This is a genomic window from Bacteroides sp. UBA939, assembly GCF_002293435.1.
In the GTDB taxonomy this organism is placed as follows: domain Bacteria; phylum Bacteroidota; class Bacteroidia; order Bacteroidales; family Bacteroidaceae; genus Bacteroides.
Map to the genome: position 1 here is coordinate 1 of NZ_DBDF01000048.1, position 24,450 is coordinate 24,450.

At 43.5% G+C, this 24,450-nt stretch carries 22 protein-coding genes and 1 tRNA gene; 9 read left to right on the forward strand and 14 right to left on the reverse strand.

The genetic code is table 11. The features are described 5' to 3' along the window. Positions 1–121: 121 nt before the first annotated feature. From B2Z67_RS03300 to B2Z67_RS03315, 4 genes are all read right to left on the reverse strand, one after another. Complete coding sequence (locus B2Z67_RS03300; protein WP_291528394.1) at positions 122–1,927, reverse strand: AMP-dependent synthetase/ligase; 1,806 nt, start codon at positions 1,925–1,927, stop codon at positions 122–124. Positions 1,928–2,100: 173 nt separating this feature from the next. Beyond that, positions 2,101–3,177 (reverse strand): hypothetical protein, encoded by a 1,077-nt coding sequence (locus tag B2Z67_RS03305; protein ID WP_291528395.1) that lies wholly within the window; start codon positions 3,175–3,177, stop codon positions 2,101–2,103. 11 nt (positions 3,178–3,188) lie between these two features. After that, positions 3,189–3,593: a hypothetical protein gene (locus B2Z67_RS03310; RefSeq protein ID WP_291528396.1), complete on the reverse strand. Its 405-nt coding sequence runs from the start codon at positions 3,591–3,593 to the stop codon at positions 3,189–3,191. Beyond that, on the reverse strand, positions 3,590–4,153 hold the full coding sequence (locus tag B2Z67_RS03315; RefSeq protein WP_291528397.1) for an RNA polymerase sigma factor: 564 nt from the start codon (positions 4,151–4,153) through the stop codon (positions 3,590–3,592). The genes B2Z67_RS03310 and B2Z67_RS03315 overlap by 4 nt, the downstream gene beginning before the upstream one ends. 155 nt (positions 4,154–4,308) lie before the next feature. Here B2Z67_RS03315 and B2Z67_RS03320 point away from each other — a divergent pair, with 155 nt between their 5' ends. Beyond that, positions 4,309–4,941, forward strand: coding sequence for a lysoplasmalogenase (locus B2Z67_RS03320; protein WP_291528398.1), 633 nt, complete (start codon positions 4,309–4,311; stop codon positions 4,939–4,941). 100 nt (positions 4,942–5,041) lie between these two features. Here B2Z67_RS03320 and B2Z67_RS03325 read toward each other — a convergent pair. From B2Z67_RS03325 to B2Z67_RS03365, 9 genes are all read right to left on the reverse strand, one after another. Then, a tRNA-Gln gene (locus tag B2Z67_RS03325) sits at positions 5,042–5,112 on the reverse strand. Between the two features lie 201 nt (positions 5,113–5,313). Beyond that, entirely contained in the window at positions 5,314–6,087 is a 774-nt protein-coding gene (locus tag B2Z67_RS03330; protein ID WP_291528399.1) for a hypothetical protein, read from the reverse strand. Positions 6,088–6,196: 109 nt separating this feature from the next. Then, positions 6,197–7,489, reverse strand: coding sequence for a tyrosine--tRNA ligase (gene tyrS / locus B2Z67_RS03335; protein ID WP_291528400.1), 1,293 nt, complete (start codon positions 7,487–7,489; stop codon positions 6,197–6,199). A gap of 146 nt (positions 7,490–7,635) precedes the next feature. Beyond that, positions 7,636–8,346 (reverse strand): TatD family hydrolase, encoded by a 711-nt coding sequence (locus B2Z67_RS03340; protein ID WP_291528401.1) that lies wholly within the window; start codon positions 8,344–8,346, stop codon positions 7,636–7,638. A gap of 30 nt (positions 8,347–8,376) precedes the next feature. Next, complete coding sequence (gene yidD, locus B2Z67_RS03345; protein ID WP_291528402.1) at positions 8,377–8,598, reverse strand: membrane protein insertion efficiency factor YidD; 222 nt, start codon at positions 8,596–8,598, stop codon at positions 8,377–8,379. Between the two features lie 5 nt (positions 8,599–8,603). Then, positions 8,604–9,056, reverse strand: a complete 453-nt coding sequence (gene rnpA / locus B2Z67_RS03350) for a ribonuclease P protein component (RefSeq protein ID WP_291528403.1) — start codon at positions 9,054–9,056, stop codon at positions 8,604–8,606. A gap of 9 nt (positions 9,057–9,065) precedes the next feature. Continuing rightward, positions 9,066–9,818, reverse strand: coding sequence for a uroporphyrinogen-III synthase (locus B2Z67_RS03355; RefSeq protein WP_291528404.1), 753 nt, complete (start codon positions 9,816–9,818; stop codon positions 9,066–9,068). A gap of 4 nt (positions 9,819–9,822) precedes the next feature. Then, the gene (locus B2Z67_RS03360; protein ID WP_291528405.1) at positions 9,823–10,551 is read right to left on the reverse strand and encodes a DUF4271 domain-containing protein; all 729 of its coding nucleotides are present in this window, start codon (positions 10,549–10,551) and stop codon (positions 9,823–9,825) included. Next, positions 10,548–11,135 carry a TIGR00730 family Rossman fold protein gene (locus tag B2Z67_RS03365; RefSeq protein ID WP_291528406.1) on the reverse strand — a complete coding sequence of 196 codons (588 nt, stop codon included), beginning with the start codon at positions 11,133–11,135 and terminating at the stop codon, positions 10,548–10,550. The genes B2Z67_RS03360 and B2Z67_RS03365 overlap by 4 nt, the downstream gene beginning before the upstream one ends. Before the next feature lie 171 nt (positions 11,136–11,306). On the opposite strand from B2Z67_RS03365, the gene B2Z67_RS03370 reads away from it, so the two are divergent. Then, positions 11,307–11,699, forward strand: a complete 393-nt coding sequence (locus B2Z67_RS03370) for a hypothetical protein (protein ID WP_291528407.1) — start codon at positions 11,307–11,309, stop codon at positions 11,697–11,699. 67 nt (positions 11,700–11,766) lie between these two features. Here B2Z67_RS03370 and B2Z67_RS03375 read toward each other — a convergent pair whose 3' ends face one another. Continuing rightward, the gene (locus tag B2Z67_RS03375) at positions 11,767–17,784 is read right to left on the reverse strand and encodes a carboxypeptidase-like regulatory domain-containing protein (RefSeq protein ID WP_291528408.1); all 6,018 of its coding nucleotides are present in this window, start codon (positions 17,782–17,784) and stop codon (positions 11,767–11,769) included. Between the two features lie 316 nt (positions 17,785–18,100). On the opposite strand from B2Z67_RS03375, the gene B2Z67_RS03380 reads away from it, so the two are divergent. From B2Z67_RS03380 to B2Z67_RS03410, 7 genes are all read left to right on the forward strand, one after another. Further along, complete coding sequence (locus B2Z67_RS03380) at positions 18,101–18,460, forward strand: LytTR family DNA-binding domain-containing protein (RefSeq protein ID WP_291528409.1); 360 nt, start codon at positions 18,101–18,103, stop codon at positions 18,458–18,460. A gap of 2 nt (positions 18,461–18,462) precedes the next feature. After that, the gene (locus B2Z67_RS03385; RefSeq protein WP_291528410.1) at positions 18,463–19,152 is read left to right on the forward strand and encodes an FHA domain-containing protein; all 690 of its coding nucleotides are present in this window, start codon (positions 18,463–18,465) and stop codon (positions 19,150–19,152) included. Positions 19,153–19,296: 144 nt separating this feature from the next. Then, a complete protein-coding gene (locus B2Z67_RS03390; protein ID WP_291528411.1) occupies positions 19,297–20,343 on the forward strand; it encodes a hypothetical protein in 1,047 nt (348 codons plus the stop codon). Between the two features lie 107 nt (positions 20,344–20,450). Further along, a complete protein-coding gene (locus B2Z67_RS03395) occupies positions 20,451–21,221 on the forward strand; it encodes a caspase family protein (RefSeq protein ID WP_291528412.1) in 771 nt (256 codons plus the stop codon). Positions 21,222–21,234: 13 nt separating this feature from the next. Continuing rightward, positions 21,235–21,909, forward strand: coding sequence for an FHA domain-containing protein (locus B2Z67_RS03400; RefSeq protein ID WP_291528413.1), 675 nt, complete (start codon positions 21,235–21,237; stop codon positions 21,907–21,909). A 45-nt stretch (positions 21,910–21,954) separates the two neighbouring features. Further along, complete coding sequence (locus B2Z67_RS03405; RefSeq protein WP_291528414.1) at positions 21,955–23,625, forward strand: serine/threonine-protein kinase; 1,671 nt, start codon at positions 21,955–21,957, stop codon at positions 23,623–23,625. Positions 23,626–23,638: 13 nt separating this feature from the next. After that, positions 23,639–24,450, forward strand: an 812-nt coding sequence (locus tag B2Z67_RS03410) for a formylglycine-generating enzyme family protein (RefSeq protein ID WP_291528415.1), incomplete at its 3' end; no start/stop codon positions are given.

The window sequence follows — 24,450 nt, forward strand, 5'->3', positions numbered from 1 at the left end:
ACACTATGAATAATGTAGGTTAGCAGGTTAAGTAGTCAATCAGAGAAGAATGACTATGAGGTTATAATAAAAAAATGGGACGGAGGCAAATCTGAGTTTTTTCAAATCAGTTTCTTATGCTTCATTCTTCGTACATCTCATCTATCTGTTCCTTGTAATTCCGTACAACTACAGGACGTTTCAACTTCAACGTATTAGTCAGCTCCCCACGCTCCATGCTGAAGGGTGAAGGCAAAAGTGTGAAACGTTTCACCTGTTCGTAGTGGGCAAACTGTTGTTGCAAGGTGTCTATGCGAGCGCGGAACAGTCCCATAATCTTGGGATGTTGCAGAAGTTCGTCCATATCTTTATATTCAATGCCTTTCTCTTTGGCGTATGCTTCCACATAGCCGTAAACAGGTACGATAAGGGCGGATACGAATTTACGCTGGTCGGCAATAATGGCAATCTGGTCTATGTAACGGTCAACGGCCAGCTTGGTTTCCAATGCCTGCGGACTGACATATTTCCCGTTGGAGGTCTTGAACATGTCCTTGATGCGTTCGGTCAGATATAGCTGGTCGCCTTTCAGATAACCTGCATCGCCGGTATGGAACCAACCGTCTTTATCAAAGGCGGCGGCAGTGGCTTCAGCTTTTTTGTAGTATCCTTTGGTGATGGTCTTCCCACGCAAAAGGACTTCATTCTCTTCACCGATTTTCACTTCAACGTCGGGCATCACCGTACCGACGGAACCTATTTCATACCCTTCATTGAGGAAACAGGACACGGTGGCGCTGGATTCCGTCAGGCCATAACCGACTACCATATTAATGCCTACCGAATGGACGAACTCACAGATTTCATCCGGTACGGCAGCTCCCGCGGTCGGGAAGAAATTACCGTTCTCAATACCGATAGTCTTTTTCAGCAAGGCATAAACGGTCTTTTCGTAGAACTTGTACTTCAACCGGATCATCAACGGCGGTGTTTTGCCTTTGCGCAGATAGTCGATGTTATGTATCTTTCCTATTTTAATGGCATCCAGCATCAGGGCTTTCTTCAAACCGGTTTCCTGGGCTATTTTTTCCTGCACGCCACTATATACCTTCTCCCAGAAGCGGGGTACGCTGCACATCAATGTAGGACGTATCTCTTTTATGGTAATCTGTATGTCCACCGGACGAAGGTTGATGCATATCTGCACTCCTCTATGGATGCAGAGATAGCACCAGGCTTTCTCGAATACATGCGTTAAGGGAAGGAAATTCATGGAAACATCCCGGTCTGTCATGAAAGGCAGGCGGATGTCATGGATACGGAGCACTTCCAAATAGTTGGAGTGATGCAGCATAACGCCTTTCGGTTCGCCTGTAGTACCGGAGGTATAAAGTATATTGGCAAGGTCGCCTGCGGAGGCGCGGGAAGTGCGTTCTTCCACTGCGTCATTATGCGGCAAATCTTTGGCGGGTTCCATAAATTCATCGAAATAGATGGAAGTCATGTCGCGCGAGTCTTTCACGACGGAGCGGTCGAAAATAATCAGTTGTTGCAACGACCGGCAAAAACCGAATATACTGAAAGCGGTATCATACTGATACTGTTCACCTACGAAGAGATAACGTATCTGTGCATCATCAATAATGTATTGTATCTGCGCGGACGAACTGGTAGCATACATCGGTACGGTTACCCCACGGTTAGCAAATGTCCCGAAGTCCACGTACAGGCATTCCGGCTTATTCTGAGAGAAAATGCCAATATTCTCTTCTTCCTGCACATTCAGTTCTATGAGTGCATTCGCAACTTGTCGCACCGTTTGTGAGAATTGATTCCATGTAACGGGGTTCCATTGCGCGCTTGCGTAGTCCCTGTATTTCAGAGCTATCTTGTCGCCATACTTTTCGGCACGACGATGCACCAAAACAGATAAATGATGATAAGCCATATCCTTTTAATTGAATTAGTAAATACCGCGCAAAGGTATTAGTTTTATTTGAAACTATTTTATTATTATGAAATTATTTGCATTACCCGCGGTTTGCAGAGGCAATGAGAGTAAGCACACAACTTGCGGAAACATCACTGCCATCATGAACGATTCACGTGTGCAACGGACAGTTACCGTCTATATCTTCTCCAACAATAACCGGTTAACAGCAAGAGGAACAGTATGGTAATGCCGAATGCCCAATAATTGACCACGCGCGACTCAGCCGTAAGCGTATAATCACTGTACAGAAGGCGATACGCATCCACTTTCCAAATGAGCGAACCGTCTTTTTGCAGAGCAGCATTAGTGGAAACTACTTTTCCCGGCATGGATAACTCAAACTGCACGGCATATCCGAAAAGCTCTGTAATCCGCCCTTTCTCCTCATACAATTCATCCATTGATTTCCCGTCCGACTTATATAAATCTGAGAAATATTTCGTTTGACTGAATTCATCCAGGTAATTGCATACTTTCCCGGGCGACCCTTCATCATCGGAATCTTTTCCGGAAAAGTGCTTTCCATAGACAGGCTCCTTCAAATCTGCCAACCGGCGTACAAAAGCCGTATCTCCCTTTTGGATGGCGAACTGGAGGATTACTTCGTAACTGAGTTCGTACCGGCTACGGTTATACCATTTCCAGAATCCGGTTTCAATGTCATCCAATTTACTATTCTGTTCGATACCATTCAATCCGTTCAACACTTCTGTATCACCACGGAACCATATCCGCTGCTCCTCCTTAGTCAGGTATTTGTCAAGAGGCACAGGCCCCTTATCAGGTAGTTCGCTATATGCAGCCGTATATTGATAATAGGTATAGAACCAGCCGAAAACCTTCCGGAGCTTTTCAGCCGGAACAACCAGAGGATGCATATATTCCTTTCCATCCAAAGTGCTGAAAGAATCGGCGCCTACCGTGGGATACGTCCGCCATACTTTTACATTCAGCTTCTCTTCATTTCCCCAACAATTGAATTTAACGACAGAATCAAGCTTGTTCAATTCCCATCCCGATTCTATCCGGAACAGAAACGGATTGTGCGTCCTGTCTCCCGCAAGGAAAGCGGAATCGCCATACGCATACACTTCTCTATGCATGCTACCATTACTATTTACTTGGGAAACCATCCGGTAAGAGGTGCCGCAAGAAGTCATACCAAGCAGCACAACCATGGCTGCCATCCATTTATTTGTTCTCATAATGATTCTATTTAATAAGTTTTCTTTGTTAATTCCATAACCTTGCTTTGTCTCAGTTTCCTGAGTTGCATGTATTGCCCGGACAGGTAGTCGCTCTTTTCGGAGAGTTCCATCTTTTCCCAACCTTCCGGCAGAGAGTAAGCGCTATTTTCCTGTAAATGATATCCTTCCATCGATCTCACTTCATAAAAAACCGGATCAAAGAAAGTCTCCCCCATCAATAGGCACAACAGAACTCCCGCGGCCATTCCGGACAACCAACAGCCAATCAGAAGCTTCTTTTTCTTCTTCCGAGAAGGCATCCGTGCCACTTGTTGCAGGATATTCGCAGTCAGTTCATCCGGATTGCTCATCACCGGTTGCCTGCTTCTGATTTCAGCCAACCATTCTTCGTAACATCTATCATCTTGTTTCATAAGTCATTATCTATTTGATTCATTTTGTTTCGTATATTCTTTCGGGCGAGGTAAAGAGTGCTTTTGATGATTCCGGCAGACAGTCCGGTAATGACTTCTACCTCCGGCACATCCAATTCTTCAATATCCCGTAATGTGAAAATCAGTTTTTGTTGAGGCGATAATTCATCGGTATATCGCAGAATGAGTTCTTTTAGCTGCTTGTTGACTACGGTTGATTCTATATCGTCACCGGATGAAACGTCTACAGAGCATAGGTAAGCAGTCTCATCGTTGAGTGGGGAATGGCGCAGGGAGCGTAAGCGATCATAACACGCGTTGTAGGTGATTTTATAAAGCCAAGTGGAGAAGCGGCATTCGTCATTGTATTTGTCTAATGCCAGCCAGACCTTTACAAAAGTCTCCTGCACTATATCCTTGGCTTCGTCTTCATCGCACAACAACCGGAATGCCAGCCGGAATACAAGTGGCTGGAACTCGGAGAGCAGAAGAGAGAACGCTTTCATATCTTCTTTCCTGCTCCTGCTTATGAGTTCTTGTATTTTTTCCTGGTTCATCATTACTATATGCTCGTTTATTAATTATACGTATGAAAAGGCGGACGGTCGATTACAGGGCTATAAATATAATGATTTTATTTCTAAGCGAAAGATACGGATTTAAAAGTAAAAGCAACCGATTTATGTGCTATCTTTGAGAACAAAAAGATTCTGCCATGAGATACTTAACATTGATAATTCCTGTCGTTTTCTGCGGATTTGCCGTCATGGACTGCGGATTTTTCTTCCGGGCTGCCACCACTCTTTCTTGCGCCGTAATTTTAGGGTTGATATCAGACAGAACACTTCGTCCTCTAATCTGGTGGATTATTGCCGCTCTGATTGTCTCTTCGGTTGCCGACTGGTTTATGGCTTACAGCAGCAGAAGCCGGAACTATTTTATTTATGGTGTGTGCCTGTTTTTTGTAGCTCATCTTGGTTACATTCTATTTTCTTTAAAGAACGGACATCTCAACCGGTGGTTGTTAACGGCTTTATTGGCGGTATATTTATGCTTTTTCTTCTTCATGTTATATCCGGGAATAACCGGAGCCGTTATGTTTAGCGCCGTGTTGGCTTATCTGGTTGTCTCATGTATCTCGCTTGCAGCGGCAATCGGCATTCGGTTAAAGGCATCGACACGATGGGGATTTGCATTCGGTATTTTCCTGTTGGTTTTTTCAGACACGATCATCGCATTGGGAGGCTTTGCAGGATACGGAGGGCTGGATTATCTGGTTCTTCCTACCTACTTCGCCTCGCAAATCGTAATTACGTTTGCATTGATAAACAAGAAGAACATTTTATAAATCGCCTCACGACGACGCAAATCGCTCATGGGCCGAAAATCAAAAACCCTCTAAAATAGCTAATTTTAGAGGGTTTTATCTCAAATAACTTGTAAAGTAGTTGGACTACCAAGATTCGAACTTGGACAAACAGAACCAAAACCTGTTGTGCTACCATTACACCATAGTCCAAACTTATATGCTTTCTGCTAAAAAGCGGTGCAAAGATAGAGGTATACCCCGAGATATGCAAATATTCCGAAGTCTTTTTTTGTCTTTGATGTAGTCTATGTGAATTTACTGACGGCAAGCAGGCTAAAAGACTTTCGTAATCTGAGTTCGACATAATTTCCCAAGAAGTATATTCTGAGAATTATGTCGAACTCAGTGAGTTTAATTAAGAATCTTTCTTATAGAAACATTCCTAATACACCCATTAGCAATTAGTTCACTGCTCTGTTTTAATTTAAAATCTAACGAATACTTGGAAGTCTGTTCGTCTAAGTCGACTCTAAACCAGCCTGTGTAGCCATCGAAGTCTTTGTTGGTGTTTTCAAAAGATTGAAACGGTCTCATTCCGTCGCCTATTGAGAAGAACCAAAATATTTTGCCTGCTTCTATCATGACTTGTTGCTTCAATAGTTGCTTCGACATCTCAATCGTTATGCCTCCATTATTAGTCAGGTCAAGATACAAACGCACAATGTCGTCTTTAAAAATACCGGAATATCTGACTTCGTACCTTGCTGTGACTACGTCATAACCTTCTCCGGCAATTATTATGTCTGTCTCCTGGAATGCCATTTCATCAATGTCGGCTTCAGATAATTCAACTATGTTTTTCGTATTCATCTGAATAGAGAAAGCCCCGGAAGAGGGGTATTGGGTGAAAAGGCATATTTCCGTAATCGTCTTGTCGGGGAGCTTTATTTCTTTGCTATGCTTACCGGCGGTCATGCTTTCGAGGTCGGAGATTTTGTTGTACACACCGCCAATATAGTATCCTACGGAACAATCAAAGAGTATTTGATTCTCAATGTTATGTACAAACACTACACTTGTATAATCCTGTGGCGGGGGAGGTGGTGGTTCAGGAGTTGGCTCCTGCTCTTTCGAGCAGGAGACCGAGAGGTATAGGATGGTTAATAATGTTAGTAATATCTTCATTTACTTGTCATCACATTAGACCTTTTGTAGATTTGTTTTTGTACATGCAGCGTATGCACGTGCGTTAAACAACAAATTTTCGTAAGCCCTATTGAGCTTCCATCCGGAGTTATTTGGCAATAATCAGATAATAATTCTTCTTTCCACGTTGTACCAACAGATACTTTTCATTCAAAAGGTCGGCAGAAGTAATCATCCGGTCGAATGTTTCCAACTTCTCTTTATTCAGAGAAACACCGCCGCCTTGCACTAACTTACGCATCTCACCTTTGGAAGCAAAAACTTCTGCATTCTCGGTAAACAAGTCAACAGCTTTCACACCGGCAGATATAGCATCCTTAGATACCTCGAATTGAGGAACTCCTTCGAATACCGCCAGCAATGTGTCCTCGTCCAATTTCTTCAAAGCATCGGAAGTAGCATTCCCGAATAAGATGTTGGATGCGTCTACCGCAGCATCATAATCTTCTTCGGAGTGTACCATAATCGTTACTTCTTTCGCCAAACGTTTCTGGAGGAGCCGTAAGTGGGGAGCCGTTTCATGCTCAGCCGCCAAAGCCTCGATTTCTTCCTTGGGCAAAGACGTAAATATCTTGATGTAACGCACTGCATCCGCATCGCTTACGTTCAACCAGAACTGATAGAACTTATATGGAGAGGTATAACGGGGATCAAGCCAGATGTTTCCCGATTCAGTCTTACCAAACTTGCCGCCGTCAGCCTTTGTAATCAACGGGCTGGTCAGTGCAAACACTTCACCGCCGTTTGTACGCCGAACCAGTTCGGAACCTGTTGTGATATTGCCCCATTGGTCGGAACCGCCCATCTGCAACTTGCAACCTTTGGTTTCATACAGATGCAGGAAGTCGTAACCTTGCAACAACTGGTAAGTGAACTCAGTGAACGACAAACCGTCACGAGCCTCACCATTCAGGCGCTTCTTAACAGAATCCTTAGACATCATATAGTTCACAGTGATGTGTTTACCTACTTCGCGGGCGAAATCAAGGAAAGTAAAATCCTTCATCCAGTCGTAGTTGTTCACAAGTTCTGCACGGTTAGGAGCATCAGATTCAAAATCGAGGAACTTGCTCAACTGTTTCTTCATGCCTTCCTGATTGCGTTGCAGGATTTCTTCCGTAAGCAGATTACGTTCGGCCGACTTGCCCGAAGGGTCGCCAATCATACCCGTAGCTCCGCCAATCAGCGCCATCGGCTTGTGTCCGCAACGTTGGAAATGACGCAGTATCATTACGCTACAAAGGTGTCCAATATGCAATGAGTCCGCCGTTGGGTCAAAACCTATGTATGCGGTCACTTGTTCCTTAGCCAAGAGTTCTTCCGTGCCGGGCATCATATCGTGGAGCATGCCACGCCATCTCAATTCTTCTACAAAATTCATCGAATGATTAATTTATATATTTGAAATACTTTATTAATCGCAAAAGTACGATTCTTTATCTGAACAAACAATGCTTATTGTTAGAAACTGTTTTGATTTTCTTTTTTAAATTTATCAGCTCCTTTTGAGCTTGTTCTCGGTTTGCTTTATAGAAACGTCTCGTCTATATTCTTTCGGAGCGTATTGCGAAGTTCTTCGACAGACACTCTGCGTACTTCCGCAACTCGTTCATAGAGCGTATCAACCGGGAGTGTACTTTCGTCCGTCTCCAGAAACAACCTTTCCGGCGGTATCGTTCGCAACGCTTCTTCCTGGTATTTTTCGCCGAAAGAAAGGTAGAAACCATGCCGGATATACTCTTCCGCCAAAGCTGCTTTCCCACGAAAGCCGTGAATAATCCACGGATTTACCGGATGTATCTCCGATTTCAACTTTAAAAGTTCGTCTACAGCTTTTACCAGATGGATGATTAAAGGTTTGTTTATCTCCTCAGCCAAACGAGCCTGATACCTGAATATTTCCATCTGCACATTCAAAGGAGTATCAGCCAGTTTATCTAATCCTGCTTCGCCTACAGCCAGTACCTGCGGGTGACGCAATAAATTCTCAAAACAATGTCCCTCGCTACTCATAGTTATGCAGCGACGCAACTCTTCTCCTTCCGGCATCGTTTGTTCATTATCAAAAGGTGGATTTTCCGCTTTGTTCCGAAAGACAGAAGCAATATGCCAGGGATGTATCCCCACAGAATACCAGCCTCCCGCTTGCGGAATGAACGTTTCGGGAAAGCAGTTCACGATAGCCTCTCCGGGCGTTTGGGGTTGCCGGTGTGTATGTATATCAACGGGAAGTATCATGCAGCAGAAGTTTTCATGGGATAAGAATTTTCATGGAACGGGATCATATCCGCAACCTCCCCAGGGGTGGCAACGCAAGATGCGTCTGATAGCCAGATACATTCCTTTTAAAGGTCCATGTTTTTTTATTGCTTCAACAGCATATTGCGAACAGGTAGGGGTGAAACGGCATGAAGGCGAAGTCAGGGGTGAAATACACTTCTGATAGAAATAAATAGGAAGCAACAATAAATATGAAAACAGCTTTTTCATAAACTTTATCCCGTACTACCGGTTTCTTCCGGTGAAGCTGCAATTACACTATCAGTGTTTTGGGGCATCTTGATTCCGGCAGATACTCTTTCCGAAATACGTGTCAACGCAATCTTCATTCTTTCTTCAATTTCTGTCGAATCAACCAACCGGTCGGAAAGATAGATGAAAGCTACCGCAAGTTGCCGTTCATGCGCCTGAAGCATTTGCAATAACTCATGCTTGTTTTTCCGGTACGCTTCACGTATCTGACGTTTTACACGATTGCGCTTCACCGCCCGTTTGAAACGACGTTTTGAAACACTGACAAGAATGGATACGGGCGCTTCTCCTTCTTCCACCGGTAGATATACCACGCGCAAAGGAAAGACAGAAAACGAGCGTGAACCACCCGCAAACATCTTGTCGATAATCTTTTTCTTATCCAGCCTCTCTGATTTGCGCAGGGTATTGGGCATCTTTATCGGTTACTTCCCCTTATTGTTCTCTTTTATAAATATCTCCAGCGCTGCCGTCATAGAAGGAGCCTGTACGCTGGGAGCTTCCAAATCCAAACGAAGCCCGGCGTCACGTACCGCTTGTGCAGTAGTAGAACCGAACGTACCGATTTTAATTTCCTGTTGATCGAAATCGGGGAAGTTCTTTTTCAAAGAGGTTACACCTGCAGGGCTGAAGAATACCAACATGTCATAATCAAACTCTTCGTTCGAGGTAAAATCATTACTTACAGTACGGTACATGACAACTTCCGTATGCTGTACCTTGCTCTTATCCAACAGAGTTTTGATTTCATCCGTATGCACGTCAGACATTGGAACCAGATACTTTTCAACCTTGTGCTTAACGATAGGAGGCAACAAGTCTTCAAATTTTCCTGTATTCCCAAAAAAGATCTTCCGCTTGCGGTATTGAACATACTTCTGGATATACAAAGCTATTGCTTCGGTTACACAAAAATACTTCATAGTTTCCGGTATGGTCACACGTAATTCTGTACATAGATGGAAAAAGTGATCAATGGCATGACGCGATGTAAAAATAACAGCGGTATGTTCCAGGATAGAAACTTTTTGTTGCCTGAATTCTTTAGCAGACAGGCTTTCCACCTTAATAAACGGGCGAAAATCAATTTTCACGCCGTACTTCTCGGCTATGTCGTAGTAAGGAGATTTCTCTGATGCCGGTTTCGGCTGCGACACAAGTACTTTCTTAATTTTCAACGTCCTAAAATTTTATTATCAAATAATCATTTAGTTGTAACACACCCCGATACAACATGAAACAAGGTATGATTTCAAGGGCACAAAAGTATAAAATTAAAAGCAGAATGCCATGTAAATTGTTACAAAAAAACTTTAGCCACTTATAGAACATCAACAATTTAACGAAAAATACTAAAATCAGGCCGGTAATAATACCTATTTGAAAGCTTAAATCGAAATAAATGAAAAATAAGACAAACGGAAAAAGGGCGAATCCAAGATAATAAAGCAATGTAAAATAAGACTCTATCCAGAGTGTTGTCTGATTCCCGTTAAAAAAAATCCAACCAAGGAAAGAATAGACTATCCACTTCAGGAAAAAATAAAGCAAGCATACCGCAATGTATATTCCGGGCAAAATATATGGAGGCACTTGTGCGCCCAACTCGGGGCGGGCATTTATAAAATAATTAAAAATGCAAATACCTGCCAGGATACAGGTTTGCAGAATAAGCAATAGTAAATAGCGCATATCCGTACCGGTAGAAATAGCAAAGATACTGGTACGTTCGCGGCGAAGAAAGAAGTCTGTCATCAACTGTATCAAGAACTTCCGGTTACGCGACAGAACATAGCCGGACAAAATAAAGCACCCCAACAGGGTCACAGTGATTCCATCGTCCAATTTAGGAGAATAAGGGATTGGTATTCCCTCAAAACCTGTTACCCATGCTAACAGCAACTTGCTCATATTGCCGCAAACTTACGTATGGAACTGTTCCAGACAGGAATGGCATGTATCATATCGACTGCCTCCTCCGGCGTACGGGCTACATACCAGATAGCACCATGTTGCTGACGCATGAAGTTCTCATCTATGGCACGCTGCAACATATCAAGCAGAGGATTAAAATAACCGTTGGTGTTCAAAATAACAATAGGATTGAGGTAAAGCCCTAATTGTTTCCAGGTGATAATTTCCAATAGTTCTTCCAGAGTTCCGCACCCTCCGGGCAGAGCAATGACAGCATCACTCAGGTCGGCCATTTTCTTTTTACGCTGGTGCATGTCTTCCACTTCAATCATTTCCGTTAACCCTTTATGGTGCCAACCTTGTTCTACCATAAAGCGGGGAATAACGCCCGTCACTTCTCCTCCCGCTGCAAGCGCGGCATCAGAAGTAGCGCTCATCAGGCCGATTCCCCCTGCACCATTTATCAGGCGGATATGTCGCTGCCCCAACAAAGTTCCCAATTCGCGGGCAGCTTCAAAGTAAACCGGATCTATCTTGGTGCTCGAGGCGCTATATACGCATACAGAAGTTATCTTATTCATGGATATTACACTATATTGTTAACGTTACGAATGCAAAGGTAGAGATTTTCAGTGATATCCTCGAAAATAACTCTCAAAATACAGAGCAAAATCAAAACAGTTTCTTAAAACTATCACTAACTTTGTAGTCGCATTCTGTTTTCCCAGTTCATGCACTAAAAACGAAAGGTTATGATTAGACAAGATTATCTGATACGAATGATTCAGGAAATTATTTCTTTGATTGTCAATGCCATACTCGACAAGAAGAAATTCCGCAAGAATGAGTGGACGGAATATGACGACCTTACAAGACAGATTTTAGGATTTCCCACTGAGTTGCTGTTAAGCATGAATACACAGGAAGTGATTGATCGATACGAAGAAGACCCCTCCAAAATGGGCAAGATTGAACTTGCAGCCATGACTATGCTGAAAATATCGGATGAAATGGGAGACGATAATCTCTTACGGAAGTCAAAACTCCGCCAGGACGGTCTTGCTTTACTCAAGTATGTTCAGGCAGAAGGCGACAGTCTTTCAATCCAACGGGTGCAGCTTATTACAATGCTGGAGTTAGCATAGTATCCCTTTATTCATCGGCGTTTGAATAGCTGAGGGCAAGCGTGAGGGTAGAGTGACTTATCCTGACTTATTCTACCAATGTTGTCTTCACTTCTTCATTTCCATAGAAAGTGGGGAAATACATTAATTCCGCTTTTGCCGGATTCAAGGTATACCTTCCTGTGTATCTCGGTAGTAGCTCAATAGTAAATATGTGCTCTCCTTTCGATAGCTTATTGCAGAAAATGACGACCTTTTCTTTATAATATTCCCTGTGTGCCTCTTTCCAACGATTGACGCCGGATTTGGATTCATACGAACAACCTGCCGGAATGGGTATTTCTATTTGTACATATTCCGCATCCCCATCCATGTTGAGAGTAGCCTGCAAAATGGCGGGCTTGCCCTCTTTCAGATTGGCTATGCTATCGTTGTTCATTTTAAATATTGTCGAAATTTCAAATCCTTTGGATTGTTCTTTTGCCGGATTTCTGTTCCATTCTTTCTGATAAGCGGTAATAAAGAGAGGCATGGCCCCTGTTTTACTTACTTCAACCTTTTCCGTCGGGTCGAGTGTTGTTGTATAAGGAAACTCCGAAATTCTATTTCCGTTCATATTCATAACAACATTGCCGTACTTATCAGTTGCTTTCAACATATCGGGCATGATTGTCTGTACGATACGTGATGACTCATAGATGTTGTTCCATGTGTTATTTTGTCTTTGCTCGAAGAAATAATTCCGGATACCTTCTAATAGTTTCTCATACCCTCCCGTATTTCTCAATATTTGATAGGCTAACAGTGTGTTTTCCGTATTGGTTTCGTACGGGCGATAAAAATACCGGTAGTGGGGTTTGTTTATCTTTTCTTCCCCCCAATAAAGAGAGCCTAAAATTGTCTTATCGGAATAGTGCATCAGCGAGTCCATTCTGATAGATTCTTGCTGTCCCGTGACAGACATTGCCAGCATTGTTTTCAGTTTATCTCCTGTTGTTTTACTTTTCAGTCGGGAATCTATTTCACGTAAATAAGCATTATAATCAATGGGAGCATCTAATCTTTTCAGGAAGAGTAGCCTGTCTAATAACTCTCCTTTTGCATGAGGCAGCTTTTTGTCTACAGCCAAAGACAAGGCGGACAATCCATCTTTCAGTTCCTGTTCCAATGTTGACGCCAACGCCTGTTTGTTCAATCCTGTTTTATATCCGGCCTCTTCCGCATCAAGCAGTGCACCGGTAACATGTTGGGATATCCACATCACAGACCCGCTCTTGTTCCACCAGCCCCAAAGTCCGTCTTGGTTTTTATTCTTGTTCAGATCCCTGATCAGGCTGTTTATTTTCTTATCTTCTTTAAATTCCTTTCTCTGCAATTTGAAGATATATTTTTTTGCTAACAGAGCTTTTATTTTCGATGCCATTTGCTCATTACACATATAGGAATATAAGTCGATGTTCTTTATTTCCCGCAAGAATAACTCCAGACTTGAAGCTTCGGCATGAACAGTTATTGCGCCCAATTTAGGGTCTACCTTTAACGTATGAGTTGACGAATCGTTGATTACTTTAAAATCTCCGTAGGTCTGCAACAAGCCTTGTTCGAAGATTGGGAGCGACCGTTCTTCTCCGTCAAAATAACCATTCTCCATTTGCATAGAATAAGCAAGAGTGAGGCTGTCCCCGTTTGTTACATCCGCAGGTATGTAATCTACATAAGAGTTGCCGATTCTTATTTTGTCTATTTGCTTATTATTGTACCGTTCGATAGTCCGGGTCAGTTGCAAACTGTCTCCAAAATGATTGGCTATTTTTCCTACCGCATTCAAGCTATCGCCTCTGATAGCAAAACGGGGAGTAGAAAGACGTGCAGACAGAGCTTTAAAGGATTTGATACTCACTTGTTTTGTGTCGGACTGATTTTCCCCTCCCAATGTAATGAAATAAGCATTCCAGTTGGTTATATCATCCGGATAGGTTACTTCGAAATTCGCTTCGCCTTTTTCATTCGTTTTAAGTTTGGGTTGCCAGAATGCGTCATCATGGAAGTTACGTCTCATGCTATTACCCGGTTCTTCATTCGTAGCATTTTCTGATTCCGCAGGCTTAGGGGCAGATAAAGCATTGGTCTCAATCATAATAACACCATTAGCACCCCGTGCGCCGTAAATAGAAATTGCGGCAGCATCCTTCAATATGTTCAGCGACAGGATTGAAGAAGCATCAATATCATTTAAACTTCCATCAAAAGGCAATCCGTTTATTACAATCAGCGGTTTAGCTTCTGCATTTGTGCTTGCTGCCCCTCTGATTCTTATTCCGGTTGCTAATCCGGCCAACTTGCCTTGCAGGTGCTGATTGTCCAAAATAGAAGCTAAAGATTTATCATTATGAACTGTAGCAACAGAACCCGTCAATGATTTTCTTTTCTCGACTCCATATCCGATTACAACTACTTCTCGCAAATACTGTGCGTCTTCTTCAAGAACAACATTATATTCATGACCGGTAGATACTTTTATTTCCTTTGATTTATATCCAATAAACGCTACTTCCAAAACCGCTTCATCATCCACCGCCATTTCAAACTTTCCATCAAAATCGGTAATAGTCCCTCTTTTGGTTCCTTTAATTAGCACCGAAGCTCCTATTACGGGTTCAGTACTACTGTCTGTGACTATCCCTGTTACTACTTTTCTGGTTTTATTCTCTGTTTTGAATTTCTCGCTGTCGAATGCAGGTGATAATACATGCGCATCGTTTGCCGATGCCGGCTTTGAGATATATGGATTTTCCACATAATGCGTCTTTACTTCTTTATTGAATATGTTATAAGCGATTCTGGCAATCTCTGTATTCTTGTGATAAGTGGTAATGGAATCTACTCTGAGATAATTCATTCCTCCCTTGCGCAGTTGCACAGGGCAACTGTATGAAGTTGAATCTCTGAAAATAAGGTGAAGCGTCAGTTCTCCGACCGGTATATTCTTGAACTCTTTAGTTCCTCCGTAATAAAGCTGATAGTATTGCCTGTTCTCTTCCTTTTGGGGTTCAATGAAAATGAGTGTAGGACTAATTTCTCTTTTTGCCGTATCTTGCCCTAAAATCAGATTCAGCCGATAGTTATTGACACTAAAAGCCTTGTAGTATTGCCTGGCATCAACAAAGCCGGATACAGAGCACATAACATCCATCATGTTATTCTTCACCCGTTCCTCTATATCTTCTTGTGTGAGTGACTGTTGTTTAAAGTTCAATGCCGGCTTGAATGCAGATATATTCCTGTTTATTACGGATTTATCCCATTGTTTTATTTTCTGGTAATCCGGATACAGGGTATAAAGGTTTCCTCCTTCGATTTCTGTATTTACTAAAAATTTATCTCCTGCATATATTGAAGCCATATTAGACAAGCTTCCCATAAGAGTTCTTTTGGGGAAAGGGCCTGCCAAAACCGGAGTCTTCACCATCGCCCTTAAAGTCTGATTATAAGTTACTCTGCTGATATGATTCAAATAATAGAGAGTATTCCCGGTGTTGATGTAACCCGGTACTTCAACTCTCCGGTCTATGTTGGGTAACTGTATTTCTCCAAAGTTATTATCTACCGTTACTAATTGGGAGCGGAGTTCATATTCTTCTTTTTCTGACAGGTAACCACGTTCTTTTTTATCCAGTAATCTCGAAGTTAAAAGAAAAGGTATCTGTACAGGTTTGTGAACCATGGTATATGGTTTCTCTGCATTAAAGGAGAAGATATATTTCTGTCCTTCTTCCAGATAGAGATTATGAACTGACACTTCTCTGTCGTGCGTGCGGAATCGCAGATTGTGCTTTCCCGGCTTAATCTCAAAGGAATATACATTCAGATGTTCGGCTTGATTGGCGTAATAAAGCCTTTCGTCTATCCATAACAAATGTACCCCCTGAACTTCTCCATTGATAACCACAAAAGGAGAAATTAATGTATTGCCATTGCTTGTCTTTTCTTTATGAGCATAGAAAGTTTCAGGATACAGAAATTTATAATATTCTACTGTGTCCAGAGCCATAGCATCCGCCCATCTTTTCCATGTCAGGTTTGATTTGCCGTTATAGTATAAATCCTCATCCATATTGTAATAGGCATTACGGAATTGATTTGCGTAGCGGGTTTTGCCCCCAATCAATACATTGGGCATCGAATAGTTGTTGAATTTGGATGTGAAAGAATAAGCGGTTATATCGGCATCCTTTACAGGGTTCCCTTTCTTGTCCGTTACGGAGATTTGCACATTCGCTTTTTGTCCCGGGTACACGGTTGTAGGTGTTGTTACATCCATTGTGATATTCTTCCGGGCAAAAGGCAATGCGCCTTGTATTGATTTGCTTTCACCGCCAAAAAAGTAAGAAAGTTGCATGCTATATCCGTTCTCGCCGGTATCTTTAATGGCATAATTTAATTGTGTGGTATAACCTCCGGCTATTTCCTTTTTCATTTTCCGGACTGTGTACCAAAAAGGAATGCCGGCAGGGTTATCTACTTTCAGGCAAATAGAGTCGTTGTTTCTGTAAAACTTATATCCTAATTGTTCATCTCTTGCATCGTCTGGGAAGTAATAGTCTTTTGTATTCTTACTCTCGACTGTTACATCTGCCGCATGCCAGGGAACGGCTAATGTGTGTGGCAACATAACAGAGTCCTGAAATATATATTCGTCGTTTTCCCCACAGATAATAATCTCAGCCATCGCCGGCTGTGACTTGCCCAGATACAGTTCCCGGATGGTTAACATTCCCTTGTCCAACGAAAAGTCCAGCATATATTTCTTATCCGACTTGCTTAAAGACAAGGATTTTACGTGCTTTTCATTATCTGCGCTCAGGTAAGTACACTCTACTTTGAATTTAATATCCACATCCGAAGGAAAGATAGAATCAGGAATAATCAACTCCTTTCCGGATGTTCCGGACATGTCGACCGTATAACTCCACAATGTGTCCGGAATGAAAATGGTTTCCATCCTTTTCATTTTATTCCGATCGAAGCCTTGAGATGTTACCAGAATATCGACTTTCCCGTCGTAGACTGCCATTTCATTCTCATCTGTTACCTTCATATCCAGTTTGACGGAATCCCCCGAAACAAACTCTTCCTTATCCGATTTTACTGAAAAACTGATACTTTTAAGTTCGTAATCTTCGTATCTGAAGTCATTACTTATCGTATTACTGTTTTCATCATCAGTAATAAGCAATATGCTATAATTGTTATCCAATGTCAAGTCTAATTCCTCTGTCAGTTTGAATTCATAGCTATACATACCAGCCTGGTATGGCTCCAGTCTGGTAAGTATGGTATCTATATCTGAAAAAGAATACTTACGTAGTTTAATATCAACGGGTTTATCGTACCGTTTCCCGTTATGCTCCGATAAATAAGCTTTCAGTTTTACCGTTTCTCCGGGTTTATACTTTGGCTTACTGAAAACGATGAATCCCGTATATTTATGTTTCATGGGACGTTCCGATGGATAGAATACGTACTTTACCCTATATCTTATATTATCCCACCATGAGTTTATTTTCCACCAAGTCGATTTAAGGAAATTCTTACGGGCGTAATGATCACTCCCTACCTCAAGATAATGAAAGACTCCCTTATGGTCTATCTCTATAATCTGTTCGTTTTTGACCTTGCCTGTGCTGTATGTTTGTGTCTTTTTGTCGTATTTCAATTTGGATGATTTGGCGTCACTGATAATGTTGCCCAATGAATCATAGAGGCAAACGGCAAACTTCTCCGACGGGATAATCTTGGCATATAAATCATCAATAATCAGCTCGGCATAGTCTAACTGATTGTCTATGACGCTGACTATTACATAGTTTCCTCTGTTCAAATCAGGAATTTGCTCCCCCTTTTTATACTTCGCAACGAAATTATCTAACATTGTTTCGTTGAATCCTTCTTCTTTCAGATGCACTTTTCGTAAATCATCTCTGTCTATCTTATAAATATGTCTATCGGTTGAAAACCGTTGGCTGTCAATCAGGTTGGATTGAGCAATGGAAAAGGCAGATTGCAGCAGGAAGAAACTTAATATAATAAAGCGTGTTGTTTTCATAAGCCTGAAGAGATAAAATTGGGTTGTGCTCGCAAACTTACATAAAATCATTCGTATTTTCTATTGATTGAATGAAGAAAGATGTTTTATGATGGCATAATTAATTGAAAATACTTCGCACAATTGCTCTTAGTCATATAAAGATAAACTTGTTGACCGTTATAAAGACGAAACAATCTGTCCCATAAGACAAATTCCAATGCTTTAAAAGTTAGGAAAATCAATATTTAACAAGCAGAAAGGTTGTTATTTTCATCAAACATGTTGCAAATTAAATGTTTTTATATAGATTTGTATCCTATTAATTCAAATGCTCATGAATAAATACATCTATTTCAATTCGCGCGACGAGTTTTATCGGATTCATCTTTCACAGATTGTCTATTTCATGGCCGATAAGAACTATACGGTATTGCAACTCACGAACAGCCAAAAGCTTATCTTTACTTTTTCATTGCAGAAGATGCAGGAGTATCTGATGGAGAAGCTACAAGAAGATGCCCGGATTTTTGCCCGCATCGGTAAATCGTATATTATCAATCTGAACTATGTCTATCAGATAGATACAGCAAAACAAAAGCTGAAACTTTTCTCTGAGGCCACTCAAAAGGAATTCAGTTTGTCGGTATCCAAAGAGGCGCTTAAAAAACTAAAAATGCTGTTTATTCCCGGATAATTATGGAAAAGAACGAGATACTTATCGGCAGGCAAGTTGATAAAGGGGATTTTATAGTTGAAGAGAAGTACAAGTCTGTAGGGCGATTGCACGCCAAAATCACCTTAAAGGCCAATGGGGTCTATATCGAAGACTTAGACTCCCTCCACGGCACATACATTAATGGAAGTCGTGTCAGGTCGAAGAAAATAAATCGCTCGGATGTAGTATCCCTTGGAGGACCGGACTATTATTTGCTGAATATCAATGAAGTGCTGCGGAAATTGCCTCTTTCGGACGAAGAATTCAGCCTAAAAGTATCGGAACTGAAAGATATTTATAACGATTATCAGTCCGAAAGCAACCGGCTACAGTCTAAGATGCAGGAGGACATGATGACCAAACGAATGTTGCCGACGATACTTCTGGGAGCCGTCACAACACTGGCGACCATATTCGTGGGACATGACTCGGAAACCAAAACCATTATTGCCATCGGAGGCGCCATCCTGTCGATACTGATGTTTGTTCTCGCCACCAAGTGGGCTTCTAAAAGCAGCAGGGAGATGAAAGAGAAACTGAACCGCCTGAATGAGAAGTTCGAACTGGACTATGTATGTCCGGCTTGCGGTGCGCCATACAGGGGCAAATCGTGGGAATTCGTTAGAAGAAGCGGGAAATGTCCTGCTTGTAAGCGGGAATTCCACCTTTAATTTTAAGTTATCCCCAAAAACGATTGTTTTGTCATACAAACCGCATATATGGGTACAATGTACTGTCTTTTTGTTGGTTGCCTGTAATACATTCGTTATGTTTGCATCAGAGTAATGAAAATATGAATCCTAAAAATTACAGCCATGAACGAAAATGTAACTATCAACAATGATGAAACCCGCATGGAGCCGGTTAATCAAGTGAATGAAAACGAAGTGAAAACCGATGCGCAGGAAGCGAAAGACCAATCCGGCAAGAAAACAGTCAAAAGCGTAGTTGTCGGCGGACTGGGTCTGATGGCAGGTCTCGTTGGCTCAATGGGTCTTATGGCTTTCAGAGAGGCTCCGCAAATGGAAGCTCCTCATGAAGCTGGAGGAAGCATATCCGCAACACCGGAACCCGAAACCATCGAAGAAGTAGAAATCGCCCAATCTCCGGAAGACAGTATGAGTTTCAACGAGGCTTTTGCCGCCGCTCGCGAAGAAGTCGGCCCTAATGGAGTGTTCGAGTGGCGTGGCGGAATCTACGGCACTTATTATGCCGACGAATGGGAAAGTTTCTCCGACGACTATAAGGATAATTTCTGCAACAACGATTGGCGTTCCCAATTTCCCGAGACAGATGCCGATACCGCAAATGAACTTGCCGATGCGGGTAATGATGCAAGCACTGATATTGTAGCTGATGTTGCTGACGCAGGTAATGTTGTAAATAATGATGCTGAAAGCGAAGTTGCCGAAGTTAGCTTTGGCGAACACGTGATAAACGTAGATGAAAACGGGAATCAATACATCACTTTGCAGGATGCGATAACCGGCGAAGAGGTGAGAGTCAGCCCCGAAGATCTGCAATATACCGTTTTGGACGAACACGGTGAACTGATCGGAGTTATCGGAGAGGATATACTGGCAAATATAGATGGTACGGAAGACGGATATCTGTTGCTCGATAGCGAAGGGAATCTTCAGGAATTCGTCAGCATGGAAGACGATGCGGTTGAATTGGTGGAAACCGACGAGGACGGTGTAGCCATCCTTAACGGAGCCGATGATGTGGATGTCCTGTCACCCGATTTGTTGGACGATAATGCCGTTGTAATTGAGGAGACCGATGGAGTTGGCATCTATTTGGCGGACAATGATATGCCGGACTATGTCAACGATGCTCCGGTCGATGATTTCATCGTATAGCTACCCCGTTCGGAGCGCCCGCCGAAATAAATCTGCTTGAGCAGCTTCCCGGATGTAATAACCGGCATCCGGGAAGCCGCTTTATGATAATTAAATGTTGAACACCCATGAAAGACAATAATCCCAAGCATCGGGCAATCCTGCTTGGCATCCTCATCATTCTGATTTCCGGTCTTGATGCAAACGCCCGGGCAAGACGAGGCAATGTGTATGCCGTGGTAGTCGGTGTGTCCGAGTACGCTCTCCCCGGAGCAACGAACCTGACCTATCCGGCAAAGGAAGCGAGGGATATGTACGGGTTGCTAAGTAAACATACCACGCCCGACAAAATCGCCCTTCTGACCAACCGGAACGCAACGCGGGAAAATATCATGAATGTAGTCAACCGGCTGTTTACCGCCACTAACCCGGACGATGTCGTCATACTCTATTTCAGCGGTCACGGCTACGAAGGAGGTTTTGCCGCACACAATAACAGCATTGCCTACACCGAATTCAAAAAGATATTTAAAAGAACCAAAGCCCGGCGGAAACTGATTTTCGCCGACGCTTGCCATTCCGGAGAGATGCGCTCGAGAGAGATAAACAACCGGGCTAACCTGAGAAGCCTGAATAACCAGAAAGTATGCCTTTTCCTGTCTTCCCGCTCCAGCCAACTCTCTATGGAAACTTCCGCGTTTGAAAGCGGCTTTTTCACCCATTATCTCATGATGGGATTGCGTGGCGGCGCCGATGCCGACCGTAATAAGGTGATTACCGCCCGCGAGTTGTTCAACTTTGTCAATCCCCGTGTGAAAGAGTACAGCAAAGGCAGGCAAATCCCTGTGATGTGGGGCAAGTTTGAAGACCGGATGGAAATATTAAATTGGAACAGATAAACAACGAATTGTGATGAAAGTATTATGTCAATGTCCCTCGTGCGGCGTGGAAATGAGCATAGACAAATCGCTCAAACGGCCGGTAATCAAATGTCCGAAGTGCGCCCATACCGCTCCTCTCGCTGAATTCCGGGAAGTACCCACCCGGACAATCTATTGCCCCGAGTGCAACGCCCCGTTCACGATAAGGCAGGACAAACCGCCCAAAACCATTAAATGCTCCAAGTGCGGATTGACCAATTTGACCGCGAAATTCACCGACGTCCCGCAAGCCGTTATCAAAGAAGCCCCGGACGATATCCCCACTGACACAAGCCTCGGGGACGACTCCGGCAGAATGTACCGTCCTGCCAAATTGCGCATGCAAAAGGACGAGGGCGGCTGGAAAGGAACGGTTCGTGATTTTACGCTTGTGCGCGGCCGTAACGTGTTGGGACGCCAATCGCCCAATTCGTCGGCTGATATCCGGTTTCCTACCACCGATACCTATATGAGCAAGAACCACGCCGTTATAGATGTTGTCATGAAACCGAAGGACTCCACGTTCGAACACCTGCTGTCGGACAACCGCAGCACTAACGGTACATTCCACAACGGCAACCGGTTGGAACAGGGCGACGAGATTATCCTTTCCCCCGGCGACACCCTGCGGATGGGACGAACAACGTTTCTTTTCATACCGGAATAACCGGTAAAGTCCGGAATAATACAAAAACAGAGGGAGGAATTTGATATGACCTACGAAGAATTCAGAAAGCAATACAACTACGACGTAAGGACCGACCGACTGGGAGCGGGCGGTTTCGGGAGCGTGTTTAAAGCCTGGGACAATATACGCGACAGGTCAGTGGCGCTTAAAATTGCCGAAGTGAAACCCGGTTACGAGAACAGAAGGCTCAAGAATGAGGTTGAACTGATACGTAAATTACCGGTACATCCCAATATCGCCTACTACGAGGGCGAGTGTCACACGTTCGACTCACCCACCGGCGAAGTCGATTATGCCATTATGCAATATTATGAAGAAGGCGACCTGTCCAAACTACTGAAAGCCAACGCGCTCACCTCGGCACAGAAAACCTCGGTACTAACCCAAATTCTGAATGGCCTCGACTTCCTGCACGCCGAGGGCATCATCCACCGCGACCTTAAGCCCCAGAACATCTTGATTGCCAAGCGTCGTGGAGAGTATATCCCCAAGATTACCGATTTCGGCATCAGTAAAAAAGTAGATGTAGACAGCACTTTCAGCGACTCGTTGCGTGGCGCCGGTTCGTTGCCTTATTGCTCACCCGAACAAATCCGGGGAATGGCGAAGAATAAGAATACCGATTTATGGAGTTTCGGTGTCATCGTGTTCCAGATGTTTGCCGGCAGACGTCCCTTCGATTACGGCACCCACTCTTCCACAAGCGAGGCGGGGCGCAGCGAGATGATACGGCAAATCGACATGGGTAGATTGCCCGACGCGATAACCGAAGTCCCCGAACCGTGGCAAACCCTTGTCCGCCGTTGCTTGGTTGGCGATCCTGAAAAGCGGGTGAAGAATGCGGCGGAATGCCTGGATATATTGAGCGGTAAGTATGCGGATACGGAAGCAGATACACCGGAACCTGCGCCGCAAGACGACCAAGAGGTTACCGTTTCGCCACCGGAGGATGATGAAACCGTATTGGAAATACCGGCTGAAAAAGACGTTGATATCGACAGGAGCGCTCCACCCGCAGCTTCCATAAATGAGGAAACGCCCGTTCCTGTTTCTACAAATGGCAGAAATGATACTGTAACATCTCCTCCTCCTTCCGGCGGGAAGAAAAGTAATCGTGACAAATATATTGTTTTCGGAGTCTTTGGTCTTTTGCTGGCTGTTATCTTGTTTGTTGTTTTCAAACCGAACAAGACGGCTATATCTATGACGGACACGCCGGAGGCAATTGTCGACTCCACGACTGTATCTGCGGTGAAAAACGAAAACGCAACTAATGCCGCCACACCGTCGACAAAACAATCAGCGTCTCCAACAACTCCAGTTCTTCAGCCGTCTATGAACAATACGGCTGAAGAACAACGTCGTCGCGAGGCGGAAGATGCCGAAAAGAAACGCCGTGCAGAAGCTGAGGCGGAAAAGAAGCGTCAAGCAGAAGCGCAGGAGAAACTCCGGACTGCGAAAACCAATGCCGAGGCAGCATTTGCTGCCATGCAATGGGATACGGCATTGGAGCATTGGAAGACTATAAAATCGCTCGACCCAGATGATAATACAGGCTACAACCGGTTTCTGAATAAGGCGAAAGAGTTGGCGGCTTTCATTGGAACTTACGATAATGCTTCAATAAAAGACATGTTACGAAGAGCCAAAACATTACGAAATACAACGGAAGTAAATAAACTACTCGCACAATAAAAGCTCAAATGATATGAAACGGAATTTTCTTTTTTTTACGGCGATGATTATCGCATTAAGTTCAATGTATGGTCAACAATTGGATCGTCAAAATGCCGACAAGTTTTTCGATGAAGGTAAGTACGAAACTGCCAAAGGACATTATTTGTTATATAAGGGTCTTGACCCTAATGGTCGGGATTACGCCGACAAGCGCATTGCACAATGTGAGAAGTGTAACCAATTAATAACTGTTGCCAACTATCTCTGGACGGATGGTCAGCAAGCCAAAGCTATCGCACAATACCGCGAAATTCTGGCAATTAACCCCAAAGACCCTGTGGCGCGAACACGAGCGGGTAATAGCACTACCGCACCGTCCACCACTACCGTCCCTCGCCATCCCGCCGAGCCTGAGATGGTTTACGTTCAGGGCGGCACGTTCCGGATGGGTAGTGAAAGCGGTTTTGACGATGAAAAACCTGTTCACCAAGTCACAGTGAGTAGTTTTTACATTGGCAAGTATGAGGTTACTCAAGCTCAGTGGAGGAGTGTCATGGGTACTAACCCGTCTCATTTCAAGGGAGATAATCTGCCTGTGGAATCTGTTAGTTGGACTGAAGCCCGAGAGTTCGCCTCCCGCCTGAGTACTGCTACGGGCAAACGTTATCGCCTTCCTACTGAAGCAGAATGGGAATATGCTGCCCGCGGTGGTAATAAGAGCCAGGGTTATACCTACTCTGGTAGTAATACTCTCGGTAATGTGGCATGGTATTACGATAACAGCGGTAACACCACCCATTCCGTTGGTACTAAATCTCCTAATGAATTGGGCATTTACGACAT